Origin of the sequence: Rheinheimera sp. 1928-s, assembly GCF_029269265.1 — a bacterium.
In the GTDB taxonomy this organism is placed as follows: domain Bacteria; phylum Pseudomonadota; class Gammaproteobacteria; order Enterobacterales; family Alteromonadaceae; genus Pararheinheimera.
The window spans coordinates 888624-914599 of the sequence record NZ_JARIXP010000001.1; the positions used below are offsets into that span (position 1 = coordinate 888624).

At 47.0% G+C, this 25976-nt stretch carries 21 protein-coding genes; 12 read left to right on the top strand and 9 right to left on the bottom strand.

Features of this window, described 5'->3' with window-relative positions:
* Positions 1 to 115: 115 nt before the first annotated feature.
* Both P3C17_RS03935 and P3C17_RS03940 read right to left on the bottom strand, forming a co-directional pair.
* Complete coding sequence (locus P3C17_RS03935; protein WP_300928203.1) at positions 116 to 1009, bottom strand: sugar phosphate isomerase/epimerase; 894 nt, start codon at positions 1007 to 1009, stop codon at positions 116 to 118.
* A gap of 45 nt (positions 1010 to 1054) precedes the next feature.
* Positions 1055 to 2068, bottom strand: coding sequence for a LacI family DNA-binding transcriptional regulator (locus tag P3C17_RS03940; protein ID WP_300928204.1), 1014 nt, complete (start codon positions 2066 to 2068; stop codon positions 1055 to 1057).
* A gap of 365 nt (positions 2069 to 2433) precedes the next feature.
* Between P3C17_RS03940 and P3C17_RS03945 the strand changes: the two genes are divergently transcribed.
* From P3C17_RS03945 to P3C17_RS03975, 7 genes are all read left to right on the top strand, one after another.
* Positions 2434 to 3600 carry a Gfo/Idh/MocA family oxidoreductase gene (locus P3C17_RS03945; RefSeq protein ID WP_300928205.1) on the top strand — a complete coding sequence of 389 codons (1167 nt, stop codon included), beginning with the start codon at positions 2434 to 2436 and terminating at the stop codon, positions 3598 to 3600.
* A 67-nt stretch (positions 3601 to 3667) separates the two neighbouring features.
* Positions 3668 to 4726: a sugar phosphate isomerase/epimerase gene (locus P3C17_RS03950; RefSeq protein ID WP_233079178.1), complete on the top strand. Its 1059-nt coding sequence runs from the start codon at positions 3668 to 3670 to the stop codon at positions 4724 to 4726.
* Between the two features lie 53 nt (positions 4727 to 4779).
* Positions 4780 to 6012, top strand: coding sequence for a nucleoside permease (locus P3C17_RS03955; RefSeq protein ID WP_300928206.1), 1233 nt, complete (start codon positions 4780 to 4782; stop codon positions 6010 to 6012).
* Entirely contained in the window at positions 6009 to 6911 is a 903-nt protein-coding gene (locus tag P3C17_RS03960) for a TIM barrel protein (protein ID WP_300928207.1), read from the top strand. The genes P3C17_RS03955 and P3C17_RS03960 overlap by 4 nt, the downstream gene beginning before the upstream one ends.
* A 111-nt stretch (positions 6912 to 7022) precedes the next feature.
* The gene (locus P3C17_RS03965) at positions 7023 to 8714 is read left to right on the top strand and encodes a GMC family oxidoreductase (RefSeq protein WP_300928208.1); all 1692 of its coding nucleotides are present in this window, start codon (positions 7023 to 7025) and stop codon (positions 8712 to 8714) included.
* A 1-nt stretch (position 8715) separates the two neighbouring features.
* The gene (locus tag P3C17_RS03970; RefSeq protein ID WP_300928209.1) at positions 8716 to 9270 is read left to right on the top strand and encodes a gluconate 2-dehydrogenase subunit 3 family protein; all 555 of its coding nucleotides are present in this window, start codon (positions 8716 to 8718) and stop codon (positions 9268 to 9270) included.
* A 40-nt stretch (positions 9271 to 9310) separates the two neighbouring features.
* Complete coding sequence (locus tag P3C17_RS03975) at positions 9311 to 10069, top strand: DUF1080 domain-containing protein (protein ID WP_300928210.1); 759 nt, start codon at positions 9311 to 9313, stop codon at positions 10067 to 10069.
* A gap of 62 nt (positions 10070 to 10131) precedes the next feature.
* Here P3C17_RS03975 and P3C17_RS03980 read toward each other — a convergent pair whose 3' ends face one another.
* Together P3C17_RS03980 and P3C17_RS03985 are read right to left on the bottom strand one after the other, a co-directional pair.
* Positions 10132 to 11016: a sugar phosphate isomerase/epimerase gene (locus P3C17_RS03980; RefSeq protein ID WP_300928211.1), complete on the bottom strand. Its 885-nt coding sequence runs from the start codon at positions 11014 to 11016 to the stop codon at positions 10132 to 10134.
* Between the two features lie 213 nt (positions 11017 to 11229).
* A complete protein-coding gene (locus P3C17_RS03985; protein WP_300928212.1) occupies positions 11230 to 13158 on the bottom strand; it encodes an amylosucrase in 1929 nt (642 codons plus the stop codon).
* A gap of 193 nt (positions 13159 to 13351) precedes the next feature.
* Between P3C17_RS03985 and P3C17_RS03990 the strand changes: the two genes are divergently transcribed.
* Positions 13352 to 14302, top strand: a complete 951-nt coding sequence (locus P3C17_RS03990; protein WP_300928213.1) for a carbohydrate kinase — start codon at positions 13352 to 13354, stop codon at positions 14300 to 14302.
* Positions 14303 to 14366: 64 nt separating this feature from the next.
* On the opposite strand, the gene P3C17_RS03995 is transcribed toward P3C17_RS03990, so the two are convergent.
* Both P3C17_RS03995 and P3C17_RS04000 read right to left on the bottom strand, forming a co-directional pair.
* The gene (locus tag P3C17_RS03995; protein ID WP_233079187.1) at positions 14367 to 14567 is read right to left on the bottom strand and encodes a hypothetical protein; all 201 of its coding nucleotides are present in this window, start codon (positions 14565 to 14567) and stop codon (positions 14367 to 14369) included.
* 203 nt (positions 14568 to 14770) lie between these two features.
* Positions 14771 to 15412 carry a DUF2726 domain-containing protein gene (locus P3C17_RS04000; protein WP_233079188.1) on the bottom strand — a complete coding sequence of 214 codons (642 nt, stop codon included), beginning with the start codon at positions 15410 to 15412 and terminating at the stop codon, positions 14771 to 14773.
* 220 nt (positions 15413 to 15632) lie between these two features.
* Between P3C17_RS04000 and aceB the strand changes: the two genes are divergently transcribed.
* On the top strand, positions 15633 to 17237 hold the full coding sequence (gene aceB, locus P3C17_RS04005; protein WP_300928214.1) for a malate synthase A: 1605 nt from the start codon (positions 15633 to 15635) through the stop codon (positions 17235 to 17237).
* Between the two features lie 63 nt (positions 17238 to 17300).
* On the opposite strand, the gene P3C17_RS04010 is transcribed toward aceB, so the two are convergent.
* Entirely contained in the window at positions 17301 to 18242 is a 942-nt protein-coding gene (locus P3C17_RS04010) for a LysR family transcriptional regulator (protein WP_264345897.1), read from the bottom strand.
* A 191-nt stretch (positions 18243 to 18433) separates the two neighbouring features.
* On the opposite strand from P3C17_RS04010, the gene P3C17_RS04015 reads away from it, so the two are divergent.
* Entirely contained in the window at positions 18434 to 20032 is a 1599-nt protein-coding gene (locus P3C17_RS04015) for an isocitrate lyase (protein ID WP_233079191.1), read from the top strand.
* A 205-nt stretch (positions 20033 to 20237) separates the two neighbouring features.
* The gene (locus tag P3C17_RS04020) at positions 20238 to 20471 is read left to right on the top strand and encodes a hypothetical protein (RefSeq protein WP_300928215.1); all 234 of its coding nucleotides are present in this window, start codon (positions 20238 to 20240) and stop codon (positions 20469 to 20471) included.
* A gap of 85 nt (positions 20472 to 20556) precedes the next feature.
* Here the strand turns inward: P3C17_RS04020 and P3C17_RS04025 are convergent, their stop codons facing one another.
* A complete protein-coding gene (locus P3C17_RS04025; RefSeq protein ID WP_300928216.1) occupies positions 20557 to 23631 on the bottom strand; it encodes a di-heme oxidoredictase family protein in 3075 nt (1024 codons plus the stop codon).
* A 366-nt stretch (positions 23632 to 23997) separates the two neighbouring features.
* Between P3C17_RS04025 and P3C17_RS04030 the strand changes: the two genes are divergently transcribed.
* Positions 23998 to 25605 carry a methyl-accepting chemotaxis protein gene (locus P3C17_RS04030; RefSeq protein WP_300928217.1) on the top strand — a complete coding sequence of 536 codons (1608 nt, stop codon included), beginning with the start codon at positions 23998 to 24000 and terminating at the stop codon, positions 25603 to 25605.
* Between the two features lie 12 nt (positions 25606 to 25617).
* Here the strand turns inward: P3C17_RS04030 and P3C17_RS04035 are convergent, their stop codons facing one another.
* Entirely contained in the window at positions 25618 to 25935 is a 318-nt protein-coding gene (locus P3C17_RS04035; protein ID WP_300928218.1) for a DUF3718 domain-containing protein, read from the bottom strand.
* Between the last annotated feature and the right edge of the window lie 41 nt (positions 25936 to 25976).

Sequence of the window (25976 nt, forward strand, 5' to 3'; positions counted from 1 at the left end):
GTCTGTCCATAAAATAATCAATGTTTAAGCGGGAGTTTGCTGCAGAAAAATACCAGTGACGAAAGGCCGGGGATGGAGCCCCCGGCTTTACTGACTGCTTTTACAACTTATCAGATCAGGCTAAAAGCGTGCTGAGTGCACTAAAACCCTGACGAATGGTTTCCACTCTGTTGTCGGTTTGGTCGCGCTCGACAAAAGCGTGTTTTAAACCTGCCTGTTTAGCTTTAGCAAAAATAGGTTTGAAATCAATCACGCCTTTGCCTACATCAGCAAAACCACCGGCTTTGTCCATGTCTTTGACATGCCAGAGCGGGAAACGGCCTGGTTGTCTGGCGAATAAATCCAGAGGGTTCAGGCCAGCTTTGACCACCCAATATAAATCCAGCTCCATTTGCACCAGTTTGGCATCTGTCTCATTGAGCAATACTTCGTAGGGCACCTCGCCGGACAGTTTAAAGAATTCAAAATCATGATTGTGGTAAGTCAGCTGCATACCTGCGGCCTGAATTTTCTCGCCCGCTTTGTTTAAAAACGCTGCTAAGGCTTTGTATTGGTCAATAGTTTTGCGGTCTGTGTCCATCAGATAAGGCAGTACCAGATATTTGTGACCCACTACTAAGGCTTGCTCAATCACCTTATCCAGATCTTTTTGCATCACATCCAAAGGCACATGAGCTGAGGGAGCGCTCAAGCCTTCGCTGTCCATAATCTTCTTCAGCTGAGTTGCGCTTTGATCGTAATAACCTGCAAATTCAACCTGGGTATAACCCACACCAGCCACCAGTTTTAAGGTATCGGCCACACTTTGTGACATCAAATCGCGCAGTGTATAAAGCTGCAAGCCGGGTACTACTTTAGCTGGCGTAGTTGCAACTTTCGTTTCTGCTGAAAGCGGCAACGAGGCCAGGCTCAAACCTGCCAGGCTCAATGCACTGAGTTTCAGAAATTTCCGTCTTTGCTGATCCAGCAATTCTGGCTTTTGTTTGAAGATCGAATGGTCGTATGGCATGTGTAGCTCCTGCTCTGGTGGCGTCAGCCAGCCGGTTAGATAAGGTCAGCTGAACCCTGCCGGAGCAGGACCTGTGCTGGCACGTTGAATAAGGTCAAAAGGTAAAATGACTTTAGGTGCTTTACCCAAACGACCTTCGAGTAAATCTATTAACAAAGTAACTGCTGTACTGCCAAATTCTTCTGCGGGCTGAGCTATGGTGGTCAGTGGCGGATCAGCAAAGGCAGCAAAAGAAATATCATCAAAACCTGCCACAGAGATATCACCAGGGACTGCAAAACCTTTTTGCTTAATGCCTTGTATAGCCCCTATTGCCATTTCATCGTTTTCACAAAACATGGCCGTAGGTGGATTGGGTAAGTTCAGTAGTTCAGTGGCAGCTTTATGGCCGGATTGCAAAGTAAAGTCGCCTGGATAAAGCAGGCTTTCATCAAAAGCGACACCAGCTGCATCTAAAGCATCCCGATAACCCGCTACCCTGTCACGGGTCAGCGGGCTGCGTGGTGGGCCTTTGATCATGGCTATACGTTTGTGCCCCAGTTGCAGTAAATGTTCCGTCATAGCACAGGCTGCAGCTCTGTTATCCAATAACACAGTAGGGCAGGCGATACGGTCCAGCACTTCACAGGCATTGACCATAGGCAATACAGTGCCGGTTTTCATTTCCAGCTGAGCAAAAGGATTATAAGCCCGAAGTTGAATTAAGCCGTCCGCTTGTGAGGTATGCACCATACGGGCATAACTTTGTTCCATCTCCTCGTCAGCAAGCGTATTGCATAACAACAAGGAATACCCTTTATCGTGGGCAGCCTGCTGCATACCGCTGATCACCCGGGCAAAAAATACGTTGGCAACAGTAGGCACCAATACCACCAGATTACGGGTTTTGCCTGAGCGAAACTTTACTGCCATCAGGTTTGGCTTATAACCCAGCAGTTTGACAGCTGTCAGCACTTTGGTGCGGGTTTTTAATGACACCAAATCAGGCTGTTGCAAGGCTCTGGATACTGTGGCGACAGAGACACCGGCTTGTTGTGCTACATCACGAATAGTGGACATGAATACCTTTCATCTTATGGGTTTGCTCCGGATTTTATCTGGATATTCAATACTGTGCATCTGTTTAGCCTGCGAAACTTCAACGACTGACTTTTTATAGGATTGTTGATGTAACCGATTTCATTTATAAATCACTTTTTTGCAAAAGTGAAGACGATTTTGACAAATGCTGTTCGCTAATTTAGTGCAAATGCTCTTATTTGGTGCGGTGTTTTTCTGCTTTTGTCTAATTAAAGTGCATGATTTGCGACAAATAACGGATTTTCTATTGACGACACAAAATGTAATCCGTTACATTTTTTACAGCTTCGATTTTTGATCTACAGTCTGATTACATCAGGTCCTGTAAACCACAAGGAAAAACCATGAAAGCCCCAGGCAAGCAAAAAATCCGTATGGGTATGGTAGGAGGCGGAGAAGGCGCCTTTATTGGTGCTGTGCACCGCCATGCAGCGGCTTTAGATGGCCAGATTGAACTGGTATGTGGCGCTTTTAGCCGGGATGCCGCTAATAACCAACGTACAGGTGAAGAGCTGTGTATCAGTCCAGACCGCCTTTACAGCGACTGGCAACAATTACTGAAGCAGGAAGCGGCGTTGCCGGAAACTGAACGCATGCAGTTGTTGGTGATAGTCACGCCGAATCAATTGCATGTGCCCATCAGCCGTGCCGCTGTAGCCGCGGGTTTTCATGTGTTTTGTGAAAAACCAGCTGGTGTCACGCTGGCTGAAACTCAGCAACTGGCGGTGGATTTAATTTCCGGCAACAGCCTCTATGGTTTGGCACACACTTACCTTGGTTATCCTATGGTGTGGCAAGCCAAAGAGCTGGTGCAAAACGGTACTTTAGGCACTATCCGTAAAATTTTTGTCGAATATCCACAAGGCTGGCTGACCGAAGATTTAGAAAGCAGTCAGAACAAACAAGCGAGCTGGCGTACTGATCCGGCTCAGGCCGGTGCCAGTGGTTGTATGGCCGATATTGGTACTCATGCTTTTGGTATGGCGGAGTTTATCAGTGGCCAGCATATCACCGAACTTTGTGCCGAACTCAAAAGCCATGTACCAGGCCGTCGTCTGGATGATGATGGTGCAGCTTTATTCCGCACTGATGGCGGTGCCAGTGGTGTGCTGCTGGCCAGCCAAATTTGTGCCGGTGAAGAAAACGCACTGAAAATCCGTATTTATGGTGATAAAGGCGGGCTGGAATGGCAGCAAATGGAACCTAATACGCTGATCATTAAACCTCACGGTGCGCCTGTGCAGGTATTGCGTGCCGGAGCTGGTCAGGCGGGTTTAGGCGCAGAAGCTTCACGCCGCTGTCGTTTACCTGCAGGTCATCCGGAAGGTTACCTGGAAGCTATGGGTAATTTGTACCGTGATTTTGCTGCTGCTATTCGCGCTGGTGAAAAAGGAACTCCAACTGGTGTACCAGGTATTAAGGCCGGTATGCGTGGTATGGCTTTTATTGAAACTGTCAGCAGAAGTCAGAACAGCAATGAAAAATGGCTGTCTTTACCTGTCATCGACTAGGCAGCTTTTCACTCACTAAGCAGAGTTCAGTTTTTGATTTGCCAGAGTGCTGGCCCAAGGAATACGAATGAATAAGATGAAAGGTCCGGCCATATTTTTGGCTCAGTTTATGGGCGACGAAGCGCCGTTTAACCATGTGGTTAGTATGGCAAAATGGGCGGCAGATTTAGGCTACAAAGGCATTCAGGTGCCGACTAATAATCCGGCCTTTTTTGATTTGGAATTAGCAGCCAGCAGTCAGGCCTATTGTGACGATATTCAGGCTCAATGCCGCGCAGCAGGTGTTGAAATCACTGAACTGTCGACTCATTTGCAGGGCCAGCTTGTGGCTGTGCATCCGGCTTATGACGAGTTGTTTGATAACTTCGCACCAGAAGCGTTGCGCGGTAAACCTGCAGAACGCACCGAATGGGCTGTGAAGCAACTAAAACTGGCCGCTAAAGCCAGTCAGAATTTAGGCTTAAAAGCTCATGCTACGTTTTCCGGCGCTTTGCTCTGGCATTTAGTTTACCCATGGCCACAACGTCCTGCGGGTTTGGTGGAACAGGGTTTTGCTGAACTGGCTAAACGCTGGTTGCCCATTCTGGATGCGTTTGACGAAGCAGGAGTGGACGTCTGTTACGAAATTCACCCGGGCGAAGATTTACATGATGGTGCTACCTTTGAGCTGTTTTTAGATGCCACCAACAACCATCCGCGCGCCAATATTCTGTTTGACCCAAGCCACTTCGTGCTGCAACAGCTGGATTATTTAGATTTTATCGACCGCTATCACAGCAGAATCAAAATGTACCATGTCAAAGATGCTGAGTTCCGCCCTAATGGTCGCAGCGGTGTGTATGGTGGCTATCAGGATTGGGTCAACAGACCAGGGCGCTTCCGTTCTTTAGGTGACGGCCAGGTAGATTTTAAAAGTATTTTCAGCAAGTTAACCCAATATGGTTTCGACGGTTGGGCTGTGCTGGAATGGGAATGTTGTTTAAAAGATTCAACCCAGGGCGCACGCGAAGGGGCTCCATTTATCGCGTCTCACCTGATTGAAAAAGCGGGCAGAGCCTTTGATGACTTTGCCGGAGCAAAAACAGACGAGGCGCGTAATCGTCGGATTTTGGGTTTAAAGCCGTAATCGCATAAAAAAATAACAAGCGCAGCACTTACATAACGGGGAAGACAAAGATAATGAACAGCATAAAAATACGCTTATGCAGCATGATGTTTTTACAGTTTTTTATCTGGGGTGGCTGGTTTGTCACTTTAGGTACTTTTTTAAGCCAGAACCTGCAGGCCACTGGCCCGCAAACCGGTATGGCGTTTTCTACTCAGTCCTGGGGCGCCATTATTGCGCCCTTTATAGTCGGCTTGATAGCCGACCGTTTTTTTAACGCTGAGCGTTTATTGGGTGTGCTGCATTTAGCCGGTGCTGTTTTACTGTACTTTATGTATCAGGCCGCCGATTTTACAACCTTTTATCCGCTGGTTTTAGGTTACATGCTGGCTTATATGCCAACGTTGGCGCTGGTGAACTCTGTGTCTTTTGGCCAGTTAAAACAACCAGAACTGGAGTTTGGTCAAATCCGCGTGTGGGGCACTATTGGCTGGATAGCTGCAGGTTTAGTGATTAGTTACGCTTTTGGCTGGGATGCTCAGCAGGCGATAGCAGATGGCGCACTGAAAAACACTTTCCTGATGTGTGCAGTGGCTTCGTTAGCTTTAGGTTTATACAGTTTTACCTTACCAGCGACGCCACCTGCTGGTCGTGGTCAGCAACTGAAACTAGGTGAGTTACTGGGACTGGATGCCTTGGCCTTATTAAAAGATCGTAACTTCGCCTTGTTCTTCTTAGCATCAGTGCTGATTTGTATTCCGCTGGCCTTTTATTACCAGAATGCCAACCCTTTCCTGACCGGTATAGGCGTGGAAAATGCCACAGGAAAAATGACCTTAGGCCAGGTGTCTGAAGTGTTATTTATGCTGGCATTGCCGCTGTTTCTGAATCGTTTTGGCATTCGCTGGACTTTATTAATTGGCATGGCTGCCTGGGTATTACGTTATATGTTGTTTGCTTATGGTGATGCAGGGCAGGGCTTATGGTTACTGGTGATTGGTATAGCGCTGCACGGTATTTGCTATGACTTCTTTTTTGTCTCAGGTCAGATTTATACCAACAGCAAAGCGGGCGCAAAAATTCGCAGTGCTGCTCAGGGCCTGATCACACTGGCGACTTATGGTGTGGGTATGCTGATTGGCTTTAGCGTTGCAGGCCAAATTACTCAAGCCTACAGCAGCGCTGAAGCAACAGACTGGACTTCTATCTGGTTGTTCCCGGCAGGTTTTGCCGCTGTAGTGCTGGTGCTGTTTGCGTTGATCTTCAAAAACGAACCACTGCAACAAACAGAGGATAAACAGCCATGAGCCGTACTTTGCCCCGTCGTGAATTGTTAAAACAGCTGGCAGCCGGGGCGCTTGGCGCTTCGGTACTGGGTTCTGGTTTGGTGTTCAGTAGCTCTGTATTGGCGACACCTGTGACTGGCGGTGCCCTGAAAGGCAATATCCGTCATTCGGTTAGTCGCTGGACTTACGGTGATTTATCCATCGAAGAGCTTTGTCTGCTGGTGAAGTCTTTAGGTTTTACGGCGATAGATTTAATAGGTCCGGAAGACTGGCCAATCTTAAAAAAACATGGCGTGGACAGCTCGATGTGCAATGGCGCTGAGCTGAACCTGGAGGATGGCTGGTCGGATCCGAAGTTTCATCCAGAGCTGATAAAACGCTACTTAAAACACATAGATTTAGTAGCAGAGGCTGGTTATAAAAACCTGATTTGTTTTAGCGGCAATGCCCGTGGCATGGACAGAGAAACAGCCTTACAAAACGCAGTGAAAGGCTTAAAACAGATTTTACCTCAGGCAGAAAAACGTGGCGTGGTGCTGCAAATGGAGCTGTTTAACAGCAAAATCGACCACCCTGATTATCTGGCCGATGGTTCAGCCTGGGCCATTGAGCTTTGTAAGCGACTGAACTCACAAAACTTTAAGCTTTTATACGACATCTACCATATGCAGATTATGGAAGGTGACATTATCCGCACCATTAAAAATAACCATCAGTATTTTGGCCACTATCACACTGCAGGCGTGCCGGGCCGCCATGAAATTGATGACTCGCAGGAGCTGAACTATGTCGCTATAGCCAAAGCTATTCGTGATACAGGCTTTACTGGCTATCTGGCGCAGGAATTTGTACCAACACCAAAAACTAAAGAAGGCCGGGCGCAGTCATTGGCTCAGGCTATTCGTATTTGTGACGTATAAACCGGGACTAAGCAGCCTGACTGCTTAGCTATAAAAAATGAAAACAGGACCTATACCCTAGATGTTGAACTGAAAGGGTATAAGGTGCCGCCCAACAGGGGACAACAACAGATGACAGTTGCGCAGAATCATTACGACGCCATAGTGGTAGGTTCCGGCATCAGCGGTGGCTGGGCTGCCAAAGAGCTGACCGAAAAAGGCCTGAAAGTTCTCTTATTAGAACGTGGTCGTGACATTGAACATATTAAAGGCTACACCAATGCCTTTAAAGAAGCCTGGGACTTTCCACACCGCGACAGACCGACAGAAAAAATGAAGGAAATGCATCCGGTGTTAAAGCGGGATTACCCGCTGAATGAAAGCACCTATGGCATGTGGGTTAATGATCAGGACTCGCCTTATGTCGAGAAAAAACGCTTTGACTGGTTCCGTGGTTACCATATGGGTGGTCGTTCTTTATTGTGGGGCCGTCAGAGTTACCGTTTAAACGAAGCCGATTTTGAAGCCAACTTAAAAGAAGGCATAGCAGTGGACTGGCCTATACGCTACGCCGACATAGCGCCATGGTATGACTATGTAGAGCGTTTTGCCGGTATTTCAGGTAACAGAGATGGTCTGGATGTATTACCAGATGGTCAGTTTTTACCTGCTTTTCCACTGAACGTGGTAGAGCAATCAGTTGCTGCTCGCCTGAAAAAATCTTTTGGTGGTACTCGTCATTTGATCTGTGGCCGTTCTGCCAACATTTCTCAGCCTAAACCTGAGCAAAACCGCGTGAATTGCCAGTATCGCAATAAATGTTGGTTAGGTTGTCCTTTTGGCGCTTATTTCAGTACTCAGTCTTCTACTTTGCCTGTGGCGATGAAAACCGGCAATTTAACAGTACGGCCTTTTTCTATTGTCACGCAAGTGCTGTATGACAAAGACAAAAAACGCGCCCGTGGTGTGGAAGTGCTGGATAGCGAAACCATGCAGACCTACGAATTTACCAGCAAAATTGTGTTTCTGAATGCTTCAGCTTTCAACTCCACCTGGGTGCTGATGAATTCAGCTACAGATATCTGGCAAGGCGGTTTGGGCAGCAGCAGCGGTGAGTTGGGTCACAACGTGATGGATCACCATTTAAATGCCGGTGCTTTTGGTGAAGTAGAAGGTTTTGACGACAAATACTATTTTGGCCGTCGTCCAACAGGTTTTTATATTCCGCGCTTCCGTAACTGGGGCGGCGATAAACGTGATTATTTACGTGGTTTTGGTTATCAGGGCGCGGCCAGTCGTCAGGGCTGGCAGAGAAACATTGCTGAGATGGGTATAGGTGCCGATCTGAAAAATGCGTTGGCAGAACCAGGCCCATGGACTATTGGTATGAGTGGCTTTGGTGAGATTTTACCGGATCACAGCAATAAAATTTCGTTAGACCGCACTGTCAAAGACAAATGGGGTCTGCCAGTTCTGGCGATGGATGCTGAGCTCAAAGCCAACGAAATCAAAATGCGTAAGGATATGATGCAGGATGGTATCGATATACTGTTCGCTGGCGGCGCTAAAAACGTTCAGGGTTTTAATGAAGAATGCCATCCGGGTAAAGGTATTCATGAAATGGGCACTGCCCGTATGGGCCGTGATCCTAAAACCTCGGTACTGAATGGCTTTAACCAGGTTTGGGATGCACCCAACGTCTTTATCACAGATGGTGCGGCTATGACGTCAGCCTCTTGTGTCAATCCGTCTTTAACCTATATGGCGCTGACTGCCCGTGCTGCTGCTTATGCAGTGGACGCGCTGAAAAAAGGAGACCTGTAACATGGACAGACGTGATTTATTAAAAATGATTGCGGCCGCTACCGGTGTGGCTATGGTGGGTGGGGATTTATGGGCTGCCGACCTGAAATCAGCCGATGCTGGCAAAGCACTTTTTACTCAGTCTGATATTGCCTTTTTAGACGAAATTGCTGAAACCATTTTGCCAAAAACCAGCACTCCAGGCGCAAAAGATGCCGGCTGTGGCGCTGTGATGGCCGTCATGGTGACAGATTGTTATGAGCTGAAATACCAGACGGTATTTTTTGAAGGCTTAAAAACCATTAAAGCCCTGGCCAAAAAACAATTTGGCAAAGACTTTATGCAGCTGACTGCACCGCAGAAACATGAATTGCTGTCAAAGCTGGATCAGGATGCTAAACAAGCTGCTGGCGGCCCGCTACCGCATTATTTTACCTTGCTTAAACAGCTGAGTCTGATGGTGTTTTTCACCTCCAAAGTGGGTGCAACCGAAGTACTACGTTATGTCGCAGTGCCGGGCCGTTACGATGGCAATCTGCCGTATAAAAAAGGCGATCGTGCCTGGGCGACCAACTAAGCAACAGATAAGGCGGGTCTCCGCCTTTTTTAAGGTATTGATGATGAATTATGTATGGATTGGCGTTGCTTTATCGTTAAGCACAGCAGCTATGGCTGCAACTGATATCAGCAAATTAACAGACGCAGAACGCCATGCGTTAGCTGCTAAAACTGAAGTCTGGACTCCGGTGCCGCCTGTGGTCAGTGCAGCAGAAGGCAAGGTTCCTTCAGATGCACTACAGCTATTGGATAAAAACTTGTCGCAGTGGCAATCCGTCAATACTGGCGCTGCAGCCCAGTGGACTATGACTGACGGTGTGTTAACGGTCAAACCCGGTACTGGTGATATCCGCAGTAAAGAGTCGTTTTGCGATATTCAGCTGCATCTGGAATGGCGTGTTGGCAAAGATCGGATGGATAAAGAAGGTCAGCTGCGTAACAACAGCGGCATCTTTTTACAAGAGATGTACGAAATCCAAATCTTAGATTCGTACCAGAATGACACTTACCCTAATGGTCAGGCCGGTGCTTTGTATAAACAAACCATACCGCTGGTTAATGCGACCCGCCCAACAGGCGAATGGCAACATTACGACATCATCTATAAAGCGCCGCGTTTTGAAGGTGAAAAGCGCTTATCGCCGGGTTATGTCACAGTGCTGCACAATGGTGTTTTAGTGCAAAATCACACTGAAATTGCTGGTACCACTGAGTGGATAGGGGCGCYGCAAGTCAAAGCCCACGGCTGCTTACCACTGAAATTGCAGGATCACGGCGACAGCGTCAGCTTCCGCAATATCTGGGTTCGTAAGCTATAACCTAAAAATGGGGTCAGATCACATAAGTTACGCATAACTAATGTGATCTGACCCCATTTTTATTACTTCATCTCTGCGATGATAGCCTGCAAGCCTTTAAGTGACGCTTCAACACTTTGCATCGGTGTCATACCAGCAGGATAAGATTCCTGTTCTACCACCAGCCATTGAGTACCACCTATGGTTTTATTGGCGGTGATCAAGGCTTTCCAGTCTGTGGTGTCTTTGCCGATAATAGGATCTTCGGTATTACCTGGCTCAGGTGCTGACGCTTTGTAGTGAGTGGTCACAGTGCGGCCCGGATAGGCTTTTATAAAATCCACCGGATCTTTGCCAGCAACTTCAGTCCAGCCCACATCTTGCTGCAAAATCACTTTGCTGTTGGTGTTTTTGCCAATCACATCCCATGGCGTTTTACCGGTTTCTCCCAACATTTCTGGTTTGTGGTTGTGATAACCGACGTGCATACCTAATGGCGTTAGTTTTTCCTGCACTGCGGCTAAATCAGCAGCTACAGCTTTGGCTCCTTCGACAGTAAAAGCCCGCTGATCCATAGGAATAATTAAATAATGACAATCTATGGCCTTATAAAAAGCGACTGTGGCGTCAAACTGCTCCGGGCTGAATTTTTCAAAAGGCACATGAGCGCCCGAAGCTTTTAATCCCAGTTGGTTTAAAAATACTTTTAAACCAGCGGCATCATTGGCGTATTTGCCGAAAAATCCTGCAAACTCAACACCCTGAAACCCCATGGCTGCAAGCTTGGTCAGAGTACCTTCAAAATCTGCCATCATGGCATCTTTGACAGACCATAATTGCACACTCAATTGAGGTTCAGTCGCTGTAACCGCAATTGTATCGGCATAGCTATAGCCTGCAGCAGTACTGGCTAAAACCATACTCAGTACCTGCGCAGTTTTTGTCAGTTTCTTCTTTAAAAAAAGCATACCCCTGTCCTTGTTATTATCATTGGAAGCGGTTTCAGAGTGCGTTATTTTTGTACTCAGATCAAGCCTAAATGCGTTGATTGGCGGGTTCTCAAAGGACTAAATAAACGGACTTCTCTCAAGGAGGCCAACTTTGGTATAAGCCATAAAAAAAGCCCCTTTGCAGGGGCATCAAAAGTCAAACACTATGGGGGAGTGTTATCAGGGAATAGCTCAGGAATTTGCCGGTGTTAACCACAGCACCTGATACGGATCTAACTGTAAAATTCCGGCGGGCAAGGTTTTATTGCTTAGTTCGTCGTGCCATAACTGGCCTGTTAGTGAGCTGCAAAGCTGGGTGCGTTCGGTAAAGTTCACTATAGCCACTAAGCGTTTTCCATCCAGTTGACGCTGGTATAAAAACAGCTGCGGATTGTCATCGTGCAGTAGTGTGGTGCTGCCAGCACCCAATAATGGCAACTTAGCTCTAGTCTGGATTAAGTGCTGTAACTGCTGATAGATCCGGCCCGATAAGGTATCGGCAGAGGTTGCCGAAGCGAGTTGCTGATCAGTGACTGCCACTCTGTTCACCCAGCGGCTGTCGTCTTTTTTCGCCGGGTCCAGCACATAGCTGTAATCATTTTTTAAGCCTAGTTCATCGCCCATATATAACAGCGGCAAACCACCAATACTTAAAATGACCGAATTCAGCAGATAGATGCGCTGCAGAGCATGCTCCAGGTGTAAGGCATTGTTTTCGATTTCAGCTTTTTCCACTCCAACCAAAGACGACAACATACCAGCCACCCGGCAATCGCCGGTCACAGGGTTTTGCTGAAAAGGCACGCCAGCAGCAAAACTACCTTCAAACTGACCTGTGTAAAACTGATTTAAAAACTGGCGGTGATGATCAGGATTGATACCCAATTGCCAGGCAATACTGTCATCAAAAGTCCAGCCGATATCGTCATGGCAACGAATGTAATTGACCCAGCTGCAATTGGGGTCAATGGCAAAACGTTTGCGCAAGGATTCTTTTAATAATCTGGTGTTGCGAGTGGCTAAGCTATCCCACAACAGAGCCATCAACAGAGGGTTATACGACAACTGGCATTCTTCCGGTGCTATGTATTTTACCACTTCGTCCGGATGCACTATTGCTTCAGATTTAAACTGCAAAGCCGGAGCTGCAATACGGGCTACTGCATTAAACGCCTTAATTAAACTATGGGCTTTAGGCAGATTTTCACAGTTGGTGCCCGCTTGTTTCCAGACAAAAGCCAAAGCATCTAAGCGCAATACTGAAGCGCCCTGATTGGCCAGAAACAGCATTTCTTCAGCCATCGCATTAAACACCGCCGGGTTGGCGTAATTTAAATCCCACTGAAAGCTGTTGAACGTGGTCCAGACCCATAAACCAGACGTCTTGTCCTGAGTAAAACAACCCCGGCGAATTTCCGGGAAAATTTCACGCAAACTGGGCGCAAATTGATCGCGTTCCTGTTCTGTCAGGAAAAAATAAAACTCACGATACTCTGCATCACCGGCTTTGGCTTTTTCTGCCCAGCGGTGTTCGTCAGAGGTGTGGTTAAAGACAAAATCCAGCACAGGTTTAATACCTTGCTGATGTAACTGCTGCATCAAATCTGCTAACTGCTGCATTGAACCCAGCTGAGGCATAGTATTGCGATAATCAGATACGGCATAACCACCGTCACTGTTCGGTTCTGGCGCTTTAAACAATGGCATCAGATGTAAATAGTTAATACCGCTTTGCTTTAAATAGGGGATGCGTTTTGCAAGGCCTTGAAAATCTTTAGCAAATAAGTCGACATAACAGGCAGCACCTAAAGCGGCTGGGTCTTTATGCCAGTCTTGTGGCTCTGCATCTTCTTTGCGTAAATAGGCAGGACGCTGCGCCGAACTTTTAGCCAGCAGCTTTAGCAGTTGCTCCAAATGGTAATAGCAATCGTAGTGCTCACCGTATAAGCTTAAATACAATTCAAGCAAAGCGGGCAGCTGTTGCTCCAGCCTGGTTTTCAGCTCAGGCCAGCTGTCTTTTGCTGTTGTTTTTAAAGATTGACTTAATCGTTTAAGTGTCTTTTCGCTTTCAAATTGCAGCAGCTCTGGGTTTTCCAGCAACTGTGCTGTGGTTTTTTGCATATAAACTGGTCCGGATCTACGGTGTAATAAGCCTAATAGAACTTCATTTTCTCTGTTTTTGCAAGACTTTTAACGGTGAAATCTTTAAATTCAGTGTTGAATATTTACACTTCAACTTTAAATGGCTAAAGTTGATCTGAAACGTTTTAGTTTATGGCCTCATTGTGCAGAGGTACTTAAGGGGATAAGGCAGATGAAACCGACTCCGGTTTGTTGTTTTGGTGAAGTACTGATCGACTTTTTGCAGGATAAGGCTCAGCCGGGTCTGTTTCATCGTTTTGCTGGCGGAGCTCCGGCTAATGTGGCTGTGGCAGTGGCCAAATTAGGGGGCCAGAGCAAATTTATCGGCATGTTGGGCAAGGATATGTTTGGTGATTTTTTGCAACAGGAATTGCAAAGTTATGGCGTGGATTGCAGTGCTGTGCGCCAGACTATGGATGCTAAAACAGCTTTAGCTTTTGTAGCTTTAAATGAGCAGGGCGACCGCAGCTTTTCGTTTTATCGGCCGCCTGCGGCGGATTTACTTTATAAAGTGGAACATTGTCCGGCTGATCTTTGGCAGGACAAAGGTATTTTGCATTTATGTTCCAACAGTTTGACTGAACCTGAAATAGCCCAAACCAGTTTTGCTTTAGTGCGACTGGCGCAGCAACATGGCTGGCTGGTGTCGGTGGATGCCAATTTACGTCACAATTTGTGGAGTGAAGGCAAAGCCAGCAGAGAGTTGGTGATCCAATTGCTGGAAATGGCTGACTTAGTGAAATTAAGTGAAGACGAGTTAGAGTATCTTGCTGATGGCCAAAGCACAGAGAGCTGGTTGCCGCATATCCTGGCTTTTCGCCCGACATGGCTGGTGGTTACAGCAGGAGCAAATGAAGTACAAAGTTACAGCAAAACAGATTGGTTTTCTGTGCCTGTTTCTTCAGTTCCAGTGTTGGATACGACGGCAGCAGGCGATGCTTTTGTTGGCGCCTGGCTAAATCAGGTCGCTATGCAACTGACTCAGGGGCTAAACTTCGCTGATGTGCTCAACCACAAAGAGCTGCGGCAGCAGATCATTGAGAAAGCCATTAGGGCAGGCTCGTTAACCTGTCAGAAATATGGTGCTTTTGCTGCTTTACCTACAGCGCAAGAGTGGGATTAAAGGTATTTTTCAGAACGGGTTTATTAGAAAAGAAAAGGGCTAACTTGCGTTAGCCCTTTTTTATTCATACCGAGATGTCAATATTCTGACCCAGGTTGCCGACAGAAACCGGACTTGGCGACTGCAATGCCGGAGACGAATTTACAGCGCTTTCCAGCAACTGCATGGTTTGTCTCCCTTCCTGTTTTTGCTGGGATTTTGCCAGACTGGCACCCAGTAGTTCATAGCTCTGGCTAACTGCAGCTGAGCCTACGGATTGTGTCATAGTCACTCCCATGCCATATTTCCATACATCATATCGGCAAAAGGATCGCAGACTTTAGAATTATTTTCAGGATCCGGAAAAAAAATGAAGCCGCTCGTTGCAGCGAGCGGCTTCGGTCTTTAGGCGAGCGGAGTGACTTATGTTCCAAATGCCTGAAGTTGTTGAACTCTTTTCTACCAGTTCATGGTTTAGCAGTGTTGCTGCTAGTGGATCATGGCCGTTGATTGAGAACGAATGCCACGCTCCGGAATAATCGAAGGTAAAGTAGCTGCCTGAACCACTGGTTCTAAAGGGCGTATCGGCCGTGTCGGGCTTTTCTTCACTGTACCTTTTAATAAAGGCTCTGGTTTTAAACCACTCTGGCCAATTTTAGCAGCTAAACCTTGCTGGATATCAGCTATGGTATAACCGGCTTTAATTTTCATTCGTACGTAGGGAATGCCTGCAGCTTCAAACGCGCCGCTGACAAACCAGTCTGGCACCGCTTTATGGCCGTCTTTACTGTTGTTGTTGACCAGATCCACAGCAGCCACAATGCTCATATCGGCCGGATCACAGAGTACAAAATCCAGATACTTGGCATTCAGTTTTACTGAAGCCGCTATACGGGATTTGGCATCAACATTGCTTTTTAATTCAAGAATATCGGCCATTTTCACTCTGTTCATGACTTTGTACTTACCTTTAACGGCTTGTTCCAGCATGTTGAGGTAAGAGCGTTCGACCTGAGTAAAAAGGCTGCTTTTTTTACTAAATGGAAAAGGATTGCCGTGGCTTATAAAACGGCTGGCTAAAAAAGCTGCAACCACAACCAACACGGCTAATACTAAAATTAAAACTTCCATTAATGACCTCCGACAAACTTTTGACTCTGCAGCTCTGAATTGTTGGCTGCACTTAGGTTAAAGCATAAGGCGTGCCAATAAGTTAGTGTATATGCTCTAAAGTGTATAAGTTTGCTGAATGTCTGGCATATGGCCTATTGATGGCTGAAATGGTGGGGTTCGACCTCTGTTCGGCTTATAGTGAAGTGACTTCCTATTGCTACAGACAAGGAGCAACACAATGACAAGCAGCAACACTGCAGGATTAGACATCAAAGGCCGTTTACCCGCCGAATTCCAGACTATTTTAACGCCGGAAGCTTGCCGCTTGGTGGTTGAACTGACCCGCGAGTTTCGTCCTGCTTTAAAACAGTTACTGCAGCAGCGTTCAGCAGAGCAAGCGCGTTATGACGCAGGCGCTTTACCAGATTTTCGTGCTGACACTGCCAACATCCGTGCTGGTGACTGGACAGTAGCTGCTATTCCAGCTGACTTGCAGGACAGAAGGGTAGAGATCACTGGTCCTGTCGATCGCAAAATGATCATCAACGCTTTAAATGCTGATGTAAAAGTATTTATGGCCGACTTTGAAGACTCGCAAGCACCCAGCTGGGATGGCGTGATTGAAGGCCAGATTAACTTACGAGATGCTAATTTAGGCACCATCAGCTACAGCGACCCACAGTCAGGTAAACAGTATGCGCTGCGGGACAAACAGGCGTTATTGATAGCCCGTGTTCGTGGTTTGCATCTGTGGGAAAAACATTTAGAAGTGGATGGCGAAGCTGTACCAGGTTCGCTGGTTGATTTTGCTTTGTACTTTTTCCATAACTACCAAACCCGTTTAGCCAATGGCTCTGGTGTCTATTATTACCTGCCGAAGCTGCAAAGCTATAAAGAAGCGGCCTGGTGGGATGCGGTATTCCGCTTTACGCAAACTAAATTTGATCAGCCTGTCGGCACTATCCGCGCTACGGTATTAATTGAAACCTTGCCTGCAGTCTTTGAAATGGACGAGATTCTGCATGCGCTGCGTGAACATATAGTGGCGTTGAACTGTGGCCGTTGGGATTATATTTTCAGCTATATCAAAACCTTAAAGAATCATGCTGACCGCGTGTTGCCAGACCGTCAGGTGGTGACTATGGACCAGCCGTTTTTATCGGCCTATTCAAAACTGCTGATCAAAACCTGCCATAAACGTGGCGCTTTGGCGATGGGTGGTATGGCGGCCTTTATTCCGGCGAAAGACCCTGTTGCCAACCAAGCTATTTTAACTAAAGTGACTGCGGATAAAGAACGTGAAGCCAGCAATGGTCACGACGGCACTTGGGTGGCGCATCCGGGTTTAGCGGCAACGGCCAATGGAGTTTTTAATCAATACCTGACGGATGGCAAAACCAATCAGCTGCATATCAGCCGCGCTGACGATGCGCCTGTCACTGCCGCCGATTTATTGGCGCCAAGCAGCGGTGAGCGCACTGAAGCTGGGATGCGTATCAATATCCGTGTGGCGTTACAGTACATAGCAGCTTGGATCAGCGGCAAAGGTTGTGTGCCTATTTATGGCCTGATGGAAGATGCGGCAACGGCGGAAATTTGTCGCACCTCGATTTGGCAGTGGATTAAACACGGCAAAAGTTTAAACAATGGCCAACTGGTGACCAAAGACTTATTTGCCCAAATGCTACAGCAGGAAGCTGCTGTGGTACGCGAAGAAGTAGGAGAGGAGTTATGGCAACAACAGCAGTTTGAGCGCGCTCAGGCACTGCTTTTGCAAATTACCACAGCTGATCAACTGGTCGATTTCCTGACATTACCGGCTTATGAGCTGTTAACTGCTTAATAAAATTGGGGTCAGATCACATTAGTTATGCATAACTAATGTGATCTGACCCCATTTTAATGTCTACAAATGCAACTCGTCTGCTACTTCTGTAATTAAGCGTCGCAGCCAGATATGACTGGCATCCTGATGCAACAACGGACTCCAGATCATTTTCAGCTCAATAGATGGGATAGGAAAGGGTGGATCCAGCACTTTCATCGTCGCGTCATTCTGATATAAAAGCGCCGCCCGCAAAGGCAAGGTCGCAATCAAATCTGTTTCCACCGCTAAATGCATAGCCACATGGTAGTTACGGGTAAAGACGCTGATGGTGCGCTGTTTGCCGAACTTAGCTAGAGCTTCATCCACCCAACCCAGTTTTTGTACATCGGCCGGATCCATACCTACGCCTACACCAAAACCAGTTTTACTGACCCAGATATGCTGGGCTTTTAGGTAAGTGTCTAAATTAAAGTTGCCAAGGATAGGGTTTAAGCTATTGACCAGACAGGCAAAACTATCGCGCCATATGGTCTTCTGGTGAAAAGATTGCGGCAGTTGATCAAAGCGGTTGATGGCCATATCCACTTTGCCGTTTTCCACATCATGAAAAGTCACGTCGGATGGCGTCATAATATCCAGCGAGGTGCCAGGCGCCTGAGCGCGCAGCTTTTTCAATAAGGCCGGAATTAGAGTAGAGGCCGCATAATCGCTGGCCATAATACGAAACACTCTGTGGCTATGCTCTGGTTCAAAATCTTTGTTTGGCTGTAAGGTTTCTTCCAGGGTTAGCAAAATGCCCCGTACCACAGGTGCTAATTCCTTGGCTCGTTCTGTCGGCACCATACCGTCAGAGGTGCGAACCAGAATAGGGTCGTTCAGCAAATCCCTCAGCCGTTTTAGGCCATTACTCATAGCTGGCTGGGTGATATTAAGTTGATTAGCGGCACGGGTGACGTTCTTCTCCCGTAATAATACGTCCAGATACACCAACAAATTCAGGTCAATTTTACTGATATTCATCTGCTTCCACTTCTTATGGCTAATTCGCTGCTGATTAAGCGCTGATTGGATGTTTTATATATTCACACAATGAATGATGGGAATCAAAAAAATCAGCTATATGAATCTTCATTTTGAAACCTATAGTGAATGTCAACAGGGGCACTTACCAAATGCCGGGTAAACAAAAGACAACATAACGAGGATGCATCATGTCAGCTTATCAACAGATCATTAAACAACTGGAACAAAGCTGCAAAGCGCAAGGAACAGGCTGGGCCGCTATTAATGCGGAGTCTGCTGCCCGTATGCAGTTACAAAACCGCTTTAAAACAGGTTTGGATATAGCGCAGTACACTGCTGATATTATGCGTGAAGACATGGCAGCTTACGATGCGGACAGTAGTCAGTACACTCAGTCTTTAGGTTGCTGGCATGGCTTTATCGGCCAGCAAAAACTGATCGCCATTAAGAAACATTTTGGCAGCACCAAACGTAAATACCTGTATTTATCCGGTTGGATGATTGCAGCGCTGCGCTCTGAATTTGGTCCTCAGCCTGATCAATCCATGCATGAAAAAACTGCAGTGCCTGCGTTAATCGAAGAGTTATACACTTTCTTAAAACAAGCGGATGCCCGTGAGTTAGGTGGGTTATTCCGCGAACTAGACGATGCCCGTGCTAAAGACGATCAAGCCAAAGCCGCAGAAGTGCTGGCTAAAATCGACAACTTTGAAACTCATGTAGTGCCAATTATCGCTGACATAGATGCGGGTTTTGGTAATGCGGAAGCCACTTACTTACTGGCGAAAAAAATGATTGAAGCCGGTGCCTGCGCCATTCAGATTGAAAACCAGGTGTCGGACGAAAAGCAATGTGGTCACCAGGACGGTAAAGTCACAGTGCCACATGCTGATTTCTTAGCAAAAATTAATGCGGTGCGTTACGCCTTTTTAGAATTAGGTATCGAAAACGGCATTATTGTGGCGCGCACTGACTCCTTAGGTGCTGGTTTAACTAAACAAATTGCTGTCACCAATGAAGCTGGTGATTTAGGCGATTTATACAACAGCTTCCTGGATGGTGATTACATTCAAAGCGCCTCTGATATTCAGAACGGCGATGTGGTAGTCAAAGCCAACGGCAAGCTGTTAAAACCAAAACGTTTAGCCAGTGGTTTATTCCAGTTTAAGCAAGGCAGCGGTGTGGATCGTGTGGTGCTGGACTGTATTACATCCCTTCAGCATGGTGCTGATTTACTGTGGATTGAAACCGAAAAACCTCATGTTGGCCAAATCGCTGAAATGGTCAATCGTATTCGTGAAGTGGTACCAAATGCCAAGCTGGTTTACAACAACAGCCCGTCCTTTAACTGGACGCTGAATTTCCGTCAGCAGGTATTTGATGCATGGAAAACAGCGGGTAAAGATGTATCTGCTTATGACAGAGCCAAACTGATGAGCGCAGATTACGATACGACAGAGCTGGCGCTGGAAGCGGACAACCGTATCCGTACTTTCCAGGCTGACGGTGCCCGTGAAGCAGGTATTTTCCACCACCTGATCACTTTGCCGACTTACCATACGGCGGCTCTGTCGACTGACAATCTGGCGAAAGAGTACTTTGGTGCTGCCGGTATGTTGGGTTATGTGGCTGGCGTGCAACGTAAAGAAATTCGTCAGGGCATCGCCTGTGTCAAACACCAGAATATGTCTGGCTCTGATATTGGTGATGACCACAAAGAGTACTTCTCAGGGGAAGCTGCGTTGAAGGCCTCAGGGAAAGACAACACCATGAACCAGTTCTCCTAACCAACTGATTTATGGCTAAGTAATTGCTGAAAAACGTGGTCGGGTAATACTGACATTGGCAGCCGCAAGGCTGCCTTTTTTGTTTTACAGAGTGTCAACTGGGAGTTTTATCGCAACACCTTGATCTCACTTCTTTATTCTGGCAATTTTATCGACAGGAGCCGGAGCAGCTGTCCGCAATTGTAATGATTCAGGGAGATTTCTAATGATGAGTGCAGTACAAAACGCCAAACGTAACGACTTAAAAAGCACCTTAAAGTTTGTTTTTATTGTTTTGCCTGCTGTAGGAGTGATGTGTGGGGCCGCTTTAGGCGTAGGTTTGGGAATGACATTCCACACAGGCATATCCAAGTCACCGCTTTTTATTCCTTTGATTGTAAGTGGCATGGGATTGATGGCTATAGGTTGGCATTACGCTAAAAAAATCGACCAGCTGTAAAACTGCCGCAGCTAAGTTCTGCGCCAATAAAAAAGCCGCTTGATCTTAATGAAGAACAGCGGCTTTTTGCATTGATTTCAAACTATTACAAGGACTGTAAGAAAGTTTTCACTGCAGTACGTTGTTCAGCAGTTAAGTTTTCATAGAGGCTGCGGCTTTGAGTCGCTTCGCCACCGTGCCATAAAATAGCTTCATCCAGAGTACGGGCGCGGCCATCATGCAGATAACGCACTTTATCTTCGCCACCCTGCACATACTTCAGGCTGCCTAAACCCCATAAAGGCGCAGTACGCCACATAGAACCAGAGGCTTTACCCTGTGGCAGGTTGTCCGCTAAACCAGGACCCATATCGTGTAGCAATAAATCGCTGTACGGCTGGATTTTCTGGTTACGCAGTTCAGCCAATGGGTGAGTGTTGCCTGTGGTAAAGCTGGCGGTATGACAAGCCACACACTGGCTTTGTACAAACAACTGCTTACCTTGGGCTATCAGCTGCGGATTGACATCATGTTCAGTTGATACCCGAATACCATCAGGGTAACCGCTGCGCAAACTCCGCTGTGCCGGTACACCTAATAAACCCAGATACTGAGTTAAATGTTGTAACTCGCCTTCAGATATATGAGTAGTGCCTGACGGTTGCTGACAATCTTCAGCATCTTTTTGGCAAGAACGTTGTGGATACACAGGTGACGTCACACCTATATCCTGAACTAAAGCTTCTGCTGCCTGATGACGGGCACTGACTTTAGTCGCTTTCCAGCCAAAACGACCCAGCTGAGTTGCACCTGTTTCCGGGTTTTCTACCCAATGCACCACACCTTTAACGCCATCACCATTGGCGTCATTAATGTCGACATTGGCCAGAATTGCCTGCTCAGGAATAGCTTCCAACAAGCCCAAACCTATAACTTGTGGCGCCTGACGTACTGAAAACAGTTCTGGCACCGGACCTTTAAACTCATACAGAGGTTTTTGCAATTCGACTGCAGTACCATCCGGCAGCGTTTTCATTTCAGTCTGATAACCCGCTACTGATACTGAATAATCATCAGCATTAGCAGCTCTGGCTTTGGCCTGAATGGTTAAACCGTACAATGGGTCAGCTACTACTTTATCGTCCGCTAACATGCCGGTAAACACAGAGTAGGTATCGAGTTTAGCGCCAGCTTGTAATGCCAGGCTGCGGCCGTTGTTCAGGTGGCAACCAATACAGCGTTCGTTGTTATAACGTGGTCCTAACTGATTCTGGTGCTCAGAAAATACCGGGTTTTGGGTGGGGGATTCTGAGTGAATACCTGATGCAAAAGAGGTATGAAATAAACGGCGGCCTTTGGCAAATCTTAAGCTATTGCCTATACCAATATTGTTTGCCATTTGCTGGAACATACGGAAAGGTTCTTCCGAATAGTTGTACGACACGCTGGTTTCGCCGCCGAGCAGAGTATGGTTTGGCAGAGGTTCTGAATCCAGGTTCGGCGCTATACCGTACCAGGGTCTCATACCTACACCTACAATATACAACTGTTCAAAAGAGTAATACCGCTCACCACCACCGTCCAGCACTGGTGCTAATAAACGTGGCGCTGGTGCCAGTTCAATTTTGTCACCCACTTTCAGCGGGCTATGAGGGCTGGTACGCCAGTTTGAATTAAAGCTCATCATGCATTCACGTTTACCAGAATGACATAAAGGTTGACCGCCTTCATTTGGATTATTAAAGCCATAGTTCAGCGACCAGCCAAAATCCCGCACATTTGGATTTTCGATATTGCGGAATAAGCTGAAGGTGGTACCGCGGAAACTGCCTTCATTGACATGTAACCAGACTTCGATAGTGTTACCACCGGCTGGAATAGTGTCACGTATTTCTAAACCAAAAGTACGGTTCTGGAAATAAAAAGGCGGAAAGGTCAGGTAACGACCTGGTCCGGTATCAGGCGCGTCCCATGCTTCACCCCGTTCACGGGCATGACGCTCGGTTGGACGTGCCCCCATCAAGGTCACCAGCGTACCATCTGCTTCTTTGTACTGAATTTGCTCAACCACTTCGGTATTTTCAGGGAAGAGTGGCAAAGCACCTTCAGGTAAAGGTACAGGTTCTGGGCCTGGCTCTGTTGGATCCGTAGGGTCTGTAGGTTCAGTCGGAATAGTTGGATCGGCAGGGTCAGCAGGATCAGCCGGATCTGTAGGCTCAATGGGCGGAATATCGCCAGTCTGGCCAAATACTTCCAGCTCCCGAATAGAGTAACCCCAGGCATTGCCGGAGCTTGGTGTTAAAGCATTGATGCGGATGTAGCGGTAGTCACCAGACAGATCCCATCTGTCTGTTCTGTTACCAAACTCATCCACATAAGGAGTGGCTAAGGTAGTCCAGTTGCTATTATCCAGCGAGCCTTGCACTTCATAACTTGCAGCGTTAGCTGCTTCCCAATGAACTGCCACTTGCTGCACTGTGCTGACTGAGCCTAAATCGACCGACATCCATGAAGGCGATTCCTGGTGATTTGACTCCCAACGGCTGTCGGTATTGCCATCCACTGCTTTGGCCGAGGACTGCAAATGGCTGCTGGCATAAGTCGTTTTGCCTTTGGCTATATTGCTGCTGCCTGCTGGTGGAGCATCAGGTGATGTTGGTGCGCCTTCACCAGCCGTACCTATTACTTTCAGCTCCCAAATTGAAAAGCCATAGCCGTTATTAGCACTGTGTTTGGTCGCAAAGATACGCAGGTAACGATAGTCTGCATTCAGATCAATAGTATCTGTTCTGTTGCCTTTTTTACCGCCTGTCTGCACTGACAAGGTCGTCCAGTTGCTGTTGTCGTCCGAGCCCTGAATTTCATAAATTTCAGCATTGGCATCTTCCCAGTCAATTTGTACCTGGTCGATATGGCTGATGCTGCCTAAATCTATTGCCAGCCAGCTTGGAGCCACTTTGTGTGCTGACTCCCAACGACTGCCTGCATCTCCATCTACAGCTAGTTTCGCCCGACGTAATTCAGTGCTGGCTGTGACTTTCTTATTTAAGGCTAAGTTAACTGGCTCGGCATAGGCGGTGGAGCAAAGCGCTAACAGCAAGGCTGAACTCAGAGCTTTACGGATGCTTGGCAGCCCTGACCTCAAGCTGGGTTGTGTTCTGTATAGGATGGCCGGTTTCATCTTCATCTCCTGTGAGATTGATTGTGTGGGGGGTTATAACGCCAATGTACTGCTGTGACCTGTGTTTTGTTGTTAAAAACTGTACTGGCTTTCAAACGGCTTCTTTTAAAAAAAGCAATACAGTTCAAAGATAAAGCGGCATGTATTAAACAAAACTGAATAAATTATGTAGCTAATTTGGGGGTGCGCTACTGAGTGGATGATAAATAGGCACTAATGACATTTTTGTGACGGTAAACTCTGGTGTTTTCAGTAAGATTTGGTGTCATGGCATAGAAAGTTTATTTAGATAAAGTCGGTCTTTAAAAAAATGCCGACTCAATCGAGTGAGTTTGCGCAGATTTATTTTGTCCACCGGAGGAGCCTATGGCCCTGATGCTTCACTCTATACGTCATAAAATTATTGCTGGTTATGCGGCTGTGTTGTTGGTTGCTCTGGTGTCCGCTGCTGTGCTGCTGAGCAATAACCAGCAAATCCGGCAACGGGTAGATAGTTTTACTGGCACCACTTTACCTGTATTGGCTCAGCTGGATTTATTGTTATCCAATAGCAAGGAACTGGTGCTGGCAAGTTATTCTCTGTATGGCACCACGCTGGATAGTGATAATTTCGCGATCAGGCAGCAGCAACTGAAGCTGAATTTAAAGCAAGCTAATCAACTTTTAAGTCAGCAATTGCGAGTTTCTTTGGACACCGAATTGTCAGCGTTTCATCAAGCGGTCAATGACTTGAGCGAAGTGATGGCAAAACCAGACGTCAATTGGGATTTAGCTCGTGAACAATTGACTGCTTTAACGCAGCAAGCTGACGTGCTGGCGAAACGTTTAGATAAGCTGCGAAGCGACGTAGCAGCAGAAGCTAACGCTGGTTCTTTAGCCATAGCAGAGCAGCTGTCACTGAGTTTTATGGTGATCATCAGTTTGCTTTCAGTGCTGGTTCTGGTTGCGCTTGGCGCTTTTGTCCTGGCTCAGCGACAGATCGCAGTCCCCATTCAGCAGTTGTCGGCTCAAATTACTCAACTGGCACAACAGCGCGATTTAACGGTGCAGTTTAACTCAGAGCAGCAAGGGGAAATAGGACAGATGTCAGGCAGTCTGACCACGTTATTGCAGGTGTTCAGTGCGGGGATGCTGGATGTTCGAAGTGCGATTGGGCGTATAGGCCAAGCGGTGACCGAACTAAGCAGCAGTACGGATTTATCTGCTCATTCAGTACAACAATTGCAACAAGATATAGTGCGTTTAGTGGACTTGATGCAGCAGCTGGAGCAACAGATGCTGCAAAGTGTTGAGTATTCAGCCTCTGCTGCAACCCATGCTCAGCAAGGCGCTAATCAACTGGCACAGGCTCAGCTTGAGGTAAAACAAAGCTCTGAAAGTATTCATACTTTAGCCAAAGATATCGAAACTACAGCATCCATGTTGCTGACATTGCGAGTGGCCGGAGATCAGGTTTCTATAGTGGTAAAAACTATTGCTGACATTGCAGCACAAACGAATTTATTAGCATTAAACGCGGCCATAGAAGCGGCAAGAGCGGGGGAATCAGGCCGGGGTTTTGCCGTGGTGGCCGATGAAGTCCGTACTCTGGCAACCCGAACCCACCAGTCTACAGTACAGATCAACAGCATGTTAGAAACTATAGTGCGGTCAATTCAAGCGGCTGTGACTACTATGGGATCAAATCAGCAGCAGGCAGCACAATCTGTAGAGCTATCTTTGGCCTTGGTAGACAGATTACAACAAAGTCGCTCTGTCATTTTGCAATTGGCAGAAGTCAGTCAGCAGTCCGCTGCTATTGCCAGCGATGCGCAGCAGGATGTTGCTCATATCAGAGGGCAGGTACAGCAGTTCAGGCAGTTGGGTGATCAAGTGCTGTCGGGCAATACGCAAATTGGTCTGGCAGCCCAGTCAATGACTGAGCTGGCTGACCAATTAAGCACTACAGTGTCGCAGTTTAAAACCAAGGCTTAGATGCCTCTGAATTTAAGGCGCTACAACATCAGAGATAGATACTTTGGATCGACGTTCATAGGGAGCCAGCATATCGACTACTTTGTCTGCATTTGCATTGCGGGCAAAAGTAACTAATGGTTGTCCATTACAAACTACCTTGTCGACTGCTGCTTGTTTGGAGAGTCTGTTGGCTTTCAGGGTTTTATGCAGCCCTAAACGATCGTCGTTCTGAGCATGGTTACAGGTTGCGACCAAAATATTGTAAATATGCGGAGTAAAAGAGTGCTCAGCGCTGGCAGTGGCAGATAGGGTCAGTGCGGCGGCTGCAAAAACTAATGATACTTTCATAGTGCTATCCTCTGGGTTAATTATGGCTTTTGCCATAACTG

Coding starts and splice junctions, on each gene's coding strand:
- P3C17_RS03935 (WP_300928203.1), bottom strand. CDS start 1,009: ATGCCATACGACCATTCGATCTTCAAACAAAAGCCAGAATTGCTGGAT.
- P3C17_RS03940 (WP_300928204.1), bottom strand. CDS start 2,068: ATGTCCACTATTCGTGATGTAGCACAACAAGCCGGTGTCTCTGTCGCC.
- P3C17_RS03945 (WP_300928205.1), top strand. CDS start 2,434: ATGAAAGCCCCAGGCAAGCAAAAAATCCGTATGGGTATGGTAGGAGGC.
- P3C17_RS03950 (WP_233079178.1), top strand. CDS start 3,668: ATGAATAAGATGAAAGGTCCGGCCATATTTTTGGCTCAGTTTATGGGC.
- P3C17_RS03955 (WP_300928206.1), top strand. CDS start 4,780: ATGAACAGCATAAAAATACGCTTATGCAGCATGATGTTTTTACAGTTT.
- P3C17_RS03960 (WP_300928207.1), top strand. CDS start 6,009: ATGAGCCGTACTTTGCCCCGTCGTGAATTGTTAAAACAGCTGGCAGCC.
- P3C17_RS03965 (WP_300928208.1), top strand. CDS start 7,023: ATGACAGTTGCGCAGAATCATTACGACGCCATAGTGGTAGGTTCCGGC.
- P3C17_RS03970 (WP_300928209.1), top strand. CDS start 8,716: ATGGACAGACGTGATTTATTAAAAATGATTGCGGCCGCTACCGGTGTG.
- P3C17_RS03980 (WP_300928211.1), bottom strand. CDS start 11,016: ATGCTTTTTTTAAAGAAGAAACTGACAAAAACTGCGCAGGTACTGAGT.
- P3C17_RS03985 (WP_300928212.1), bottom strand. CDS start 13,158: ATGCAAAAAACCACAGCACAGTTGCTGGAAAACCCAGAGCTGCTGCAA.
- P3C17_RS03990 (WP_300928213.1), top strand. CDS start 13,352: ATGAAACCGACTCCGGTTTGTTGTTTTGGTGAAGTACTGATCGACTTT.
- P3C17_RS03995 (WP_233079187.1), bottom strand. CDS start 14,567: ATGACACAATCCGTAGGCTCAGCTGCAGTTAGCCAGAGCTATGAACTA.
- P3C17_RS04000 (WP_233079188.1), bottom strand. CDS start 15,412: ATGGAAGTTTTAATTTTAGTATTAGCCGTGTTGGTTGTGGTTGCAGCT.
- aceB (WP_300928214.1), top strand. CDS start 15,633: ATGACAAGCAGCAACACTGCAGGATTAGACATCAAAGGCCGTTTACCC.
- P3C17_RS04010 (WP_264345897.1), bottom strand. CDS start 18,242: ATGAATATCAGTAAAATTGACCTGAATTTGTTGGTGTATCTGGACGTA.
- P3C17_RS04015 (WP_233079191.1), top strand. CDS start 18,434: ATGTCAGCTTATCAACAGATCATTAAACAACTGGAACAAAGCTGCAAA.
- P3C17_RS04020 (WP_300928215.1), top strand. CDS start 20,238: ATGATGAGTGCAGTACAAAACGCCAAACGTAACGACTTAAAAAGCACC.
- P3C17_RS04025 (WP_300928216.1), bottom strand. CDS start 23,631: ATGAAACCGGCCATCCTATACAGAACACAACCCAGCTTGAGGTCAGGG.
- P3C17_RS04030 (WP_300928217.1), top strand. CDS start 23,998: ATGGCCCTGATGCTTCACTCTATACGTCATAAAATTATTGCTGGTTAT.
- P3C17_RS04035 (WP_300928218.1), bottom strand. CDS start 25,935: ATGAAAGTATCATTAGTTTTTGCAGCCGCCGCACTGACCCTATCTGCC.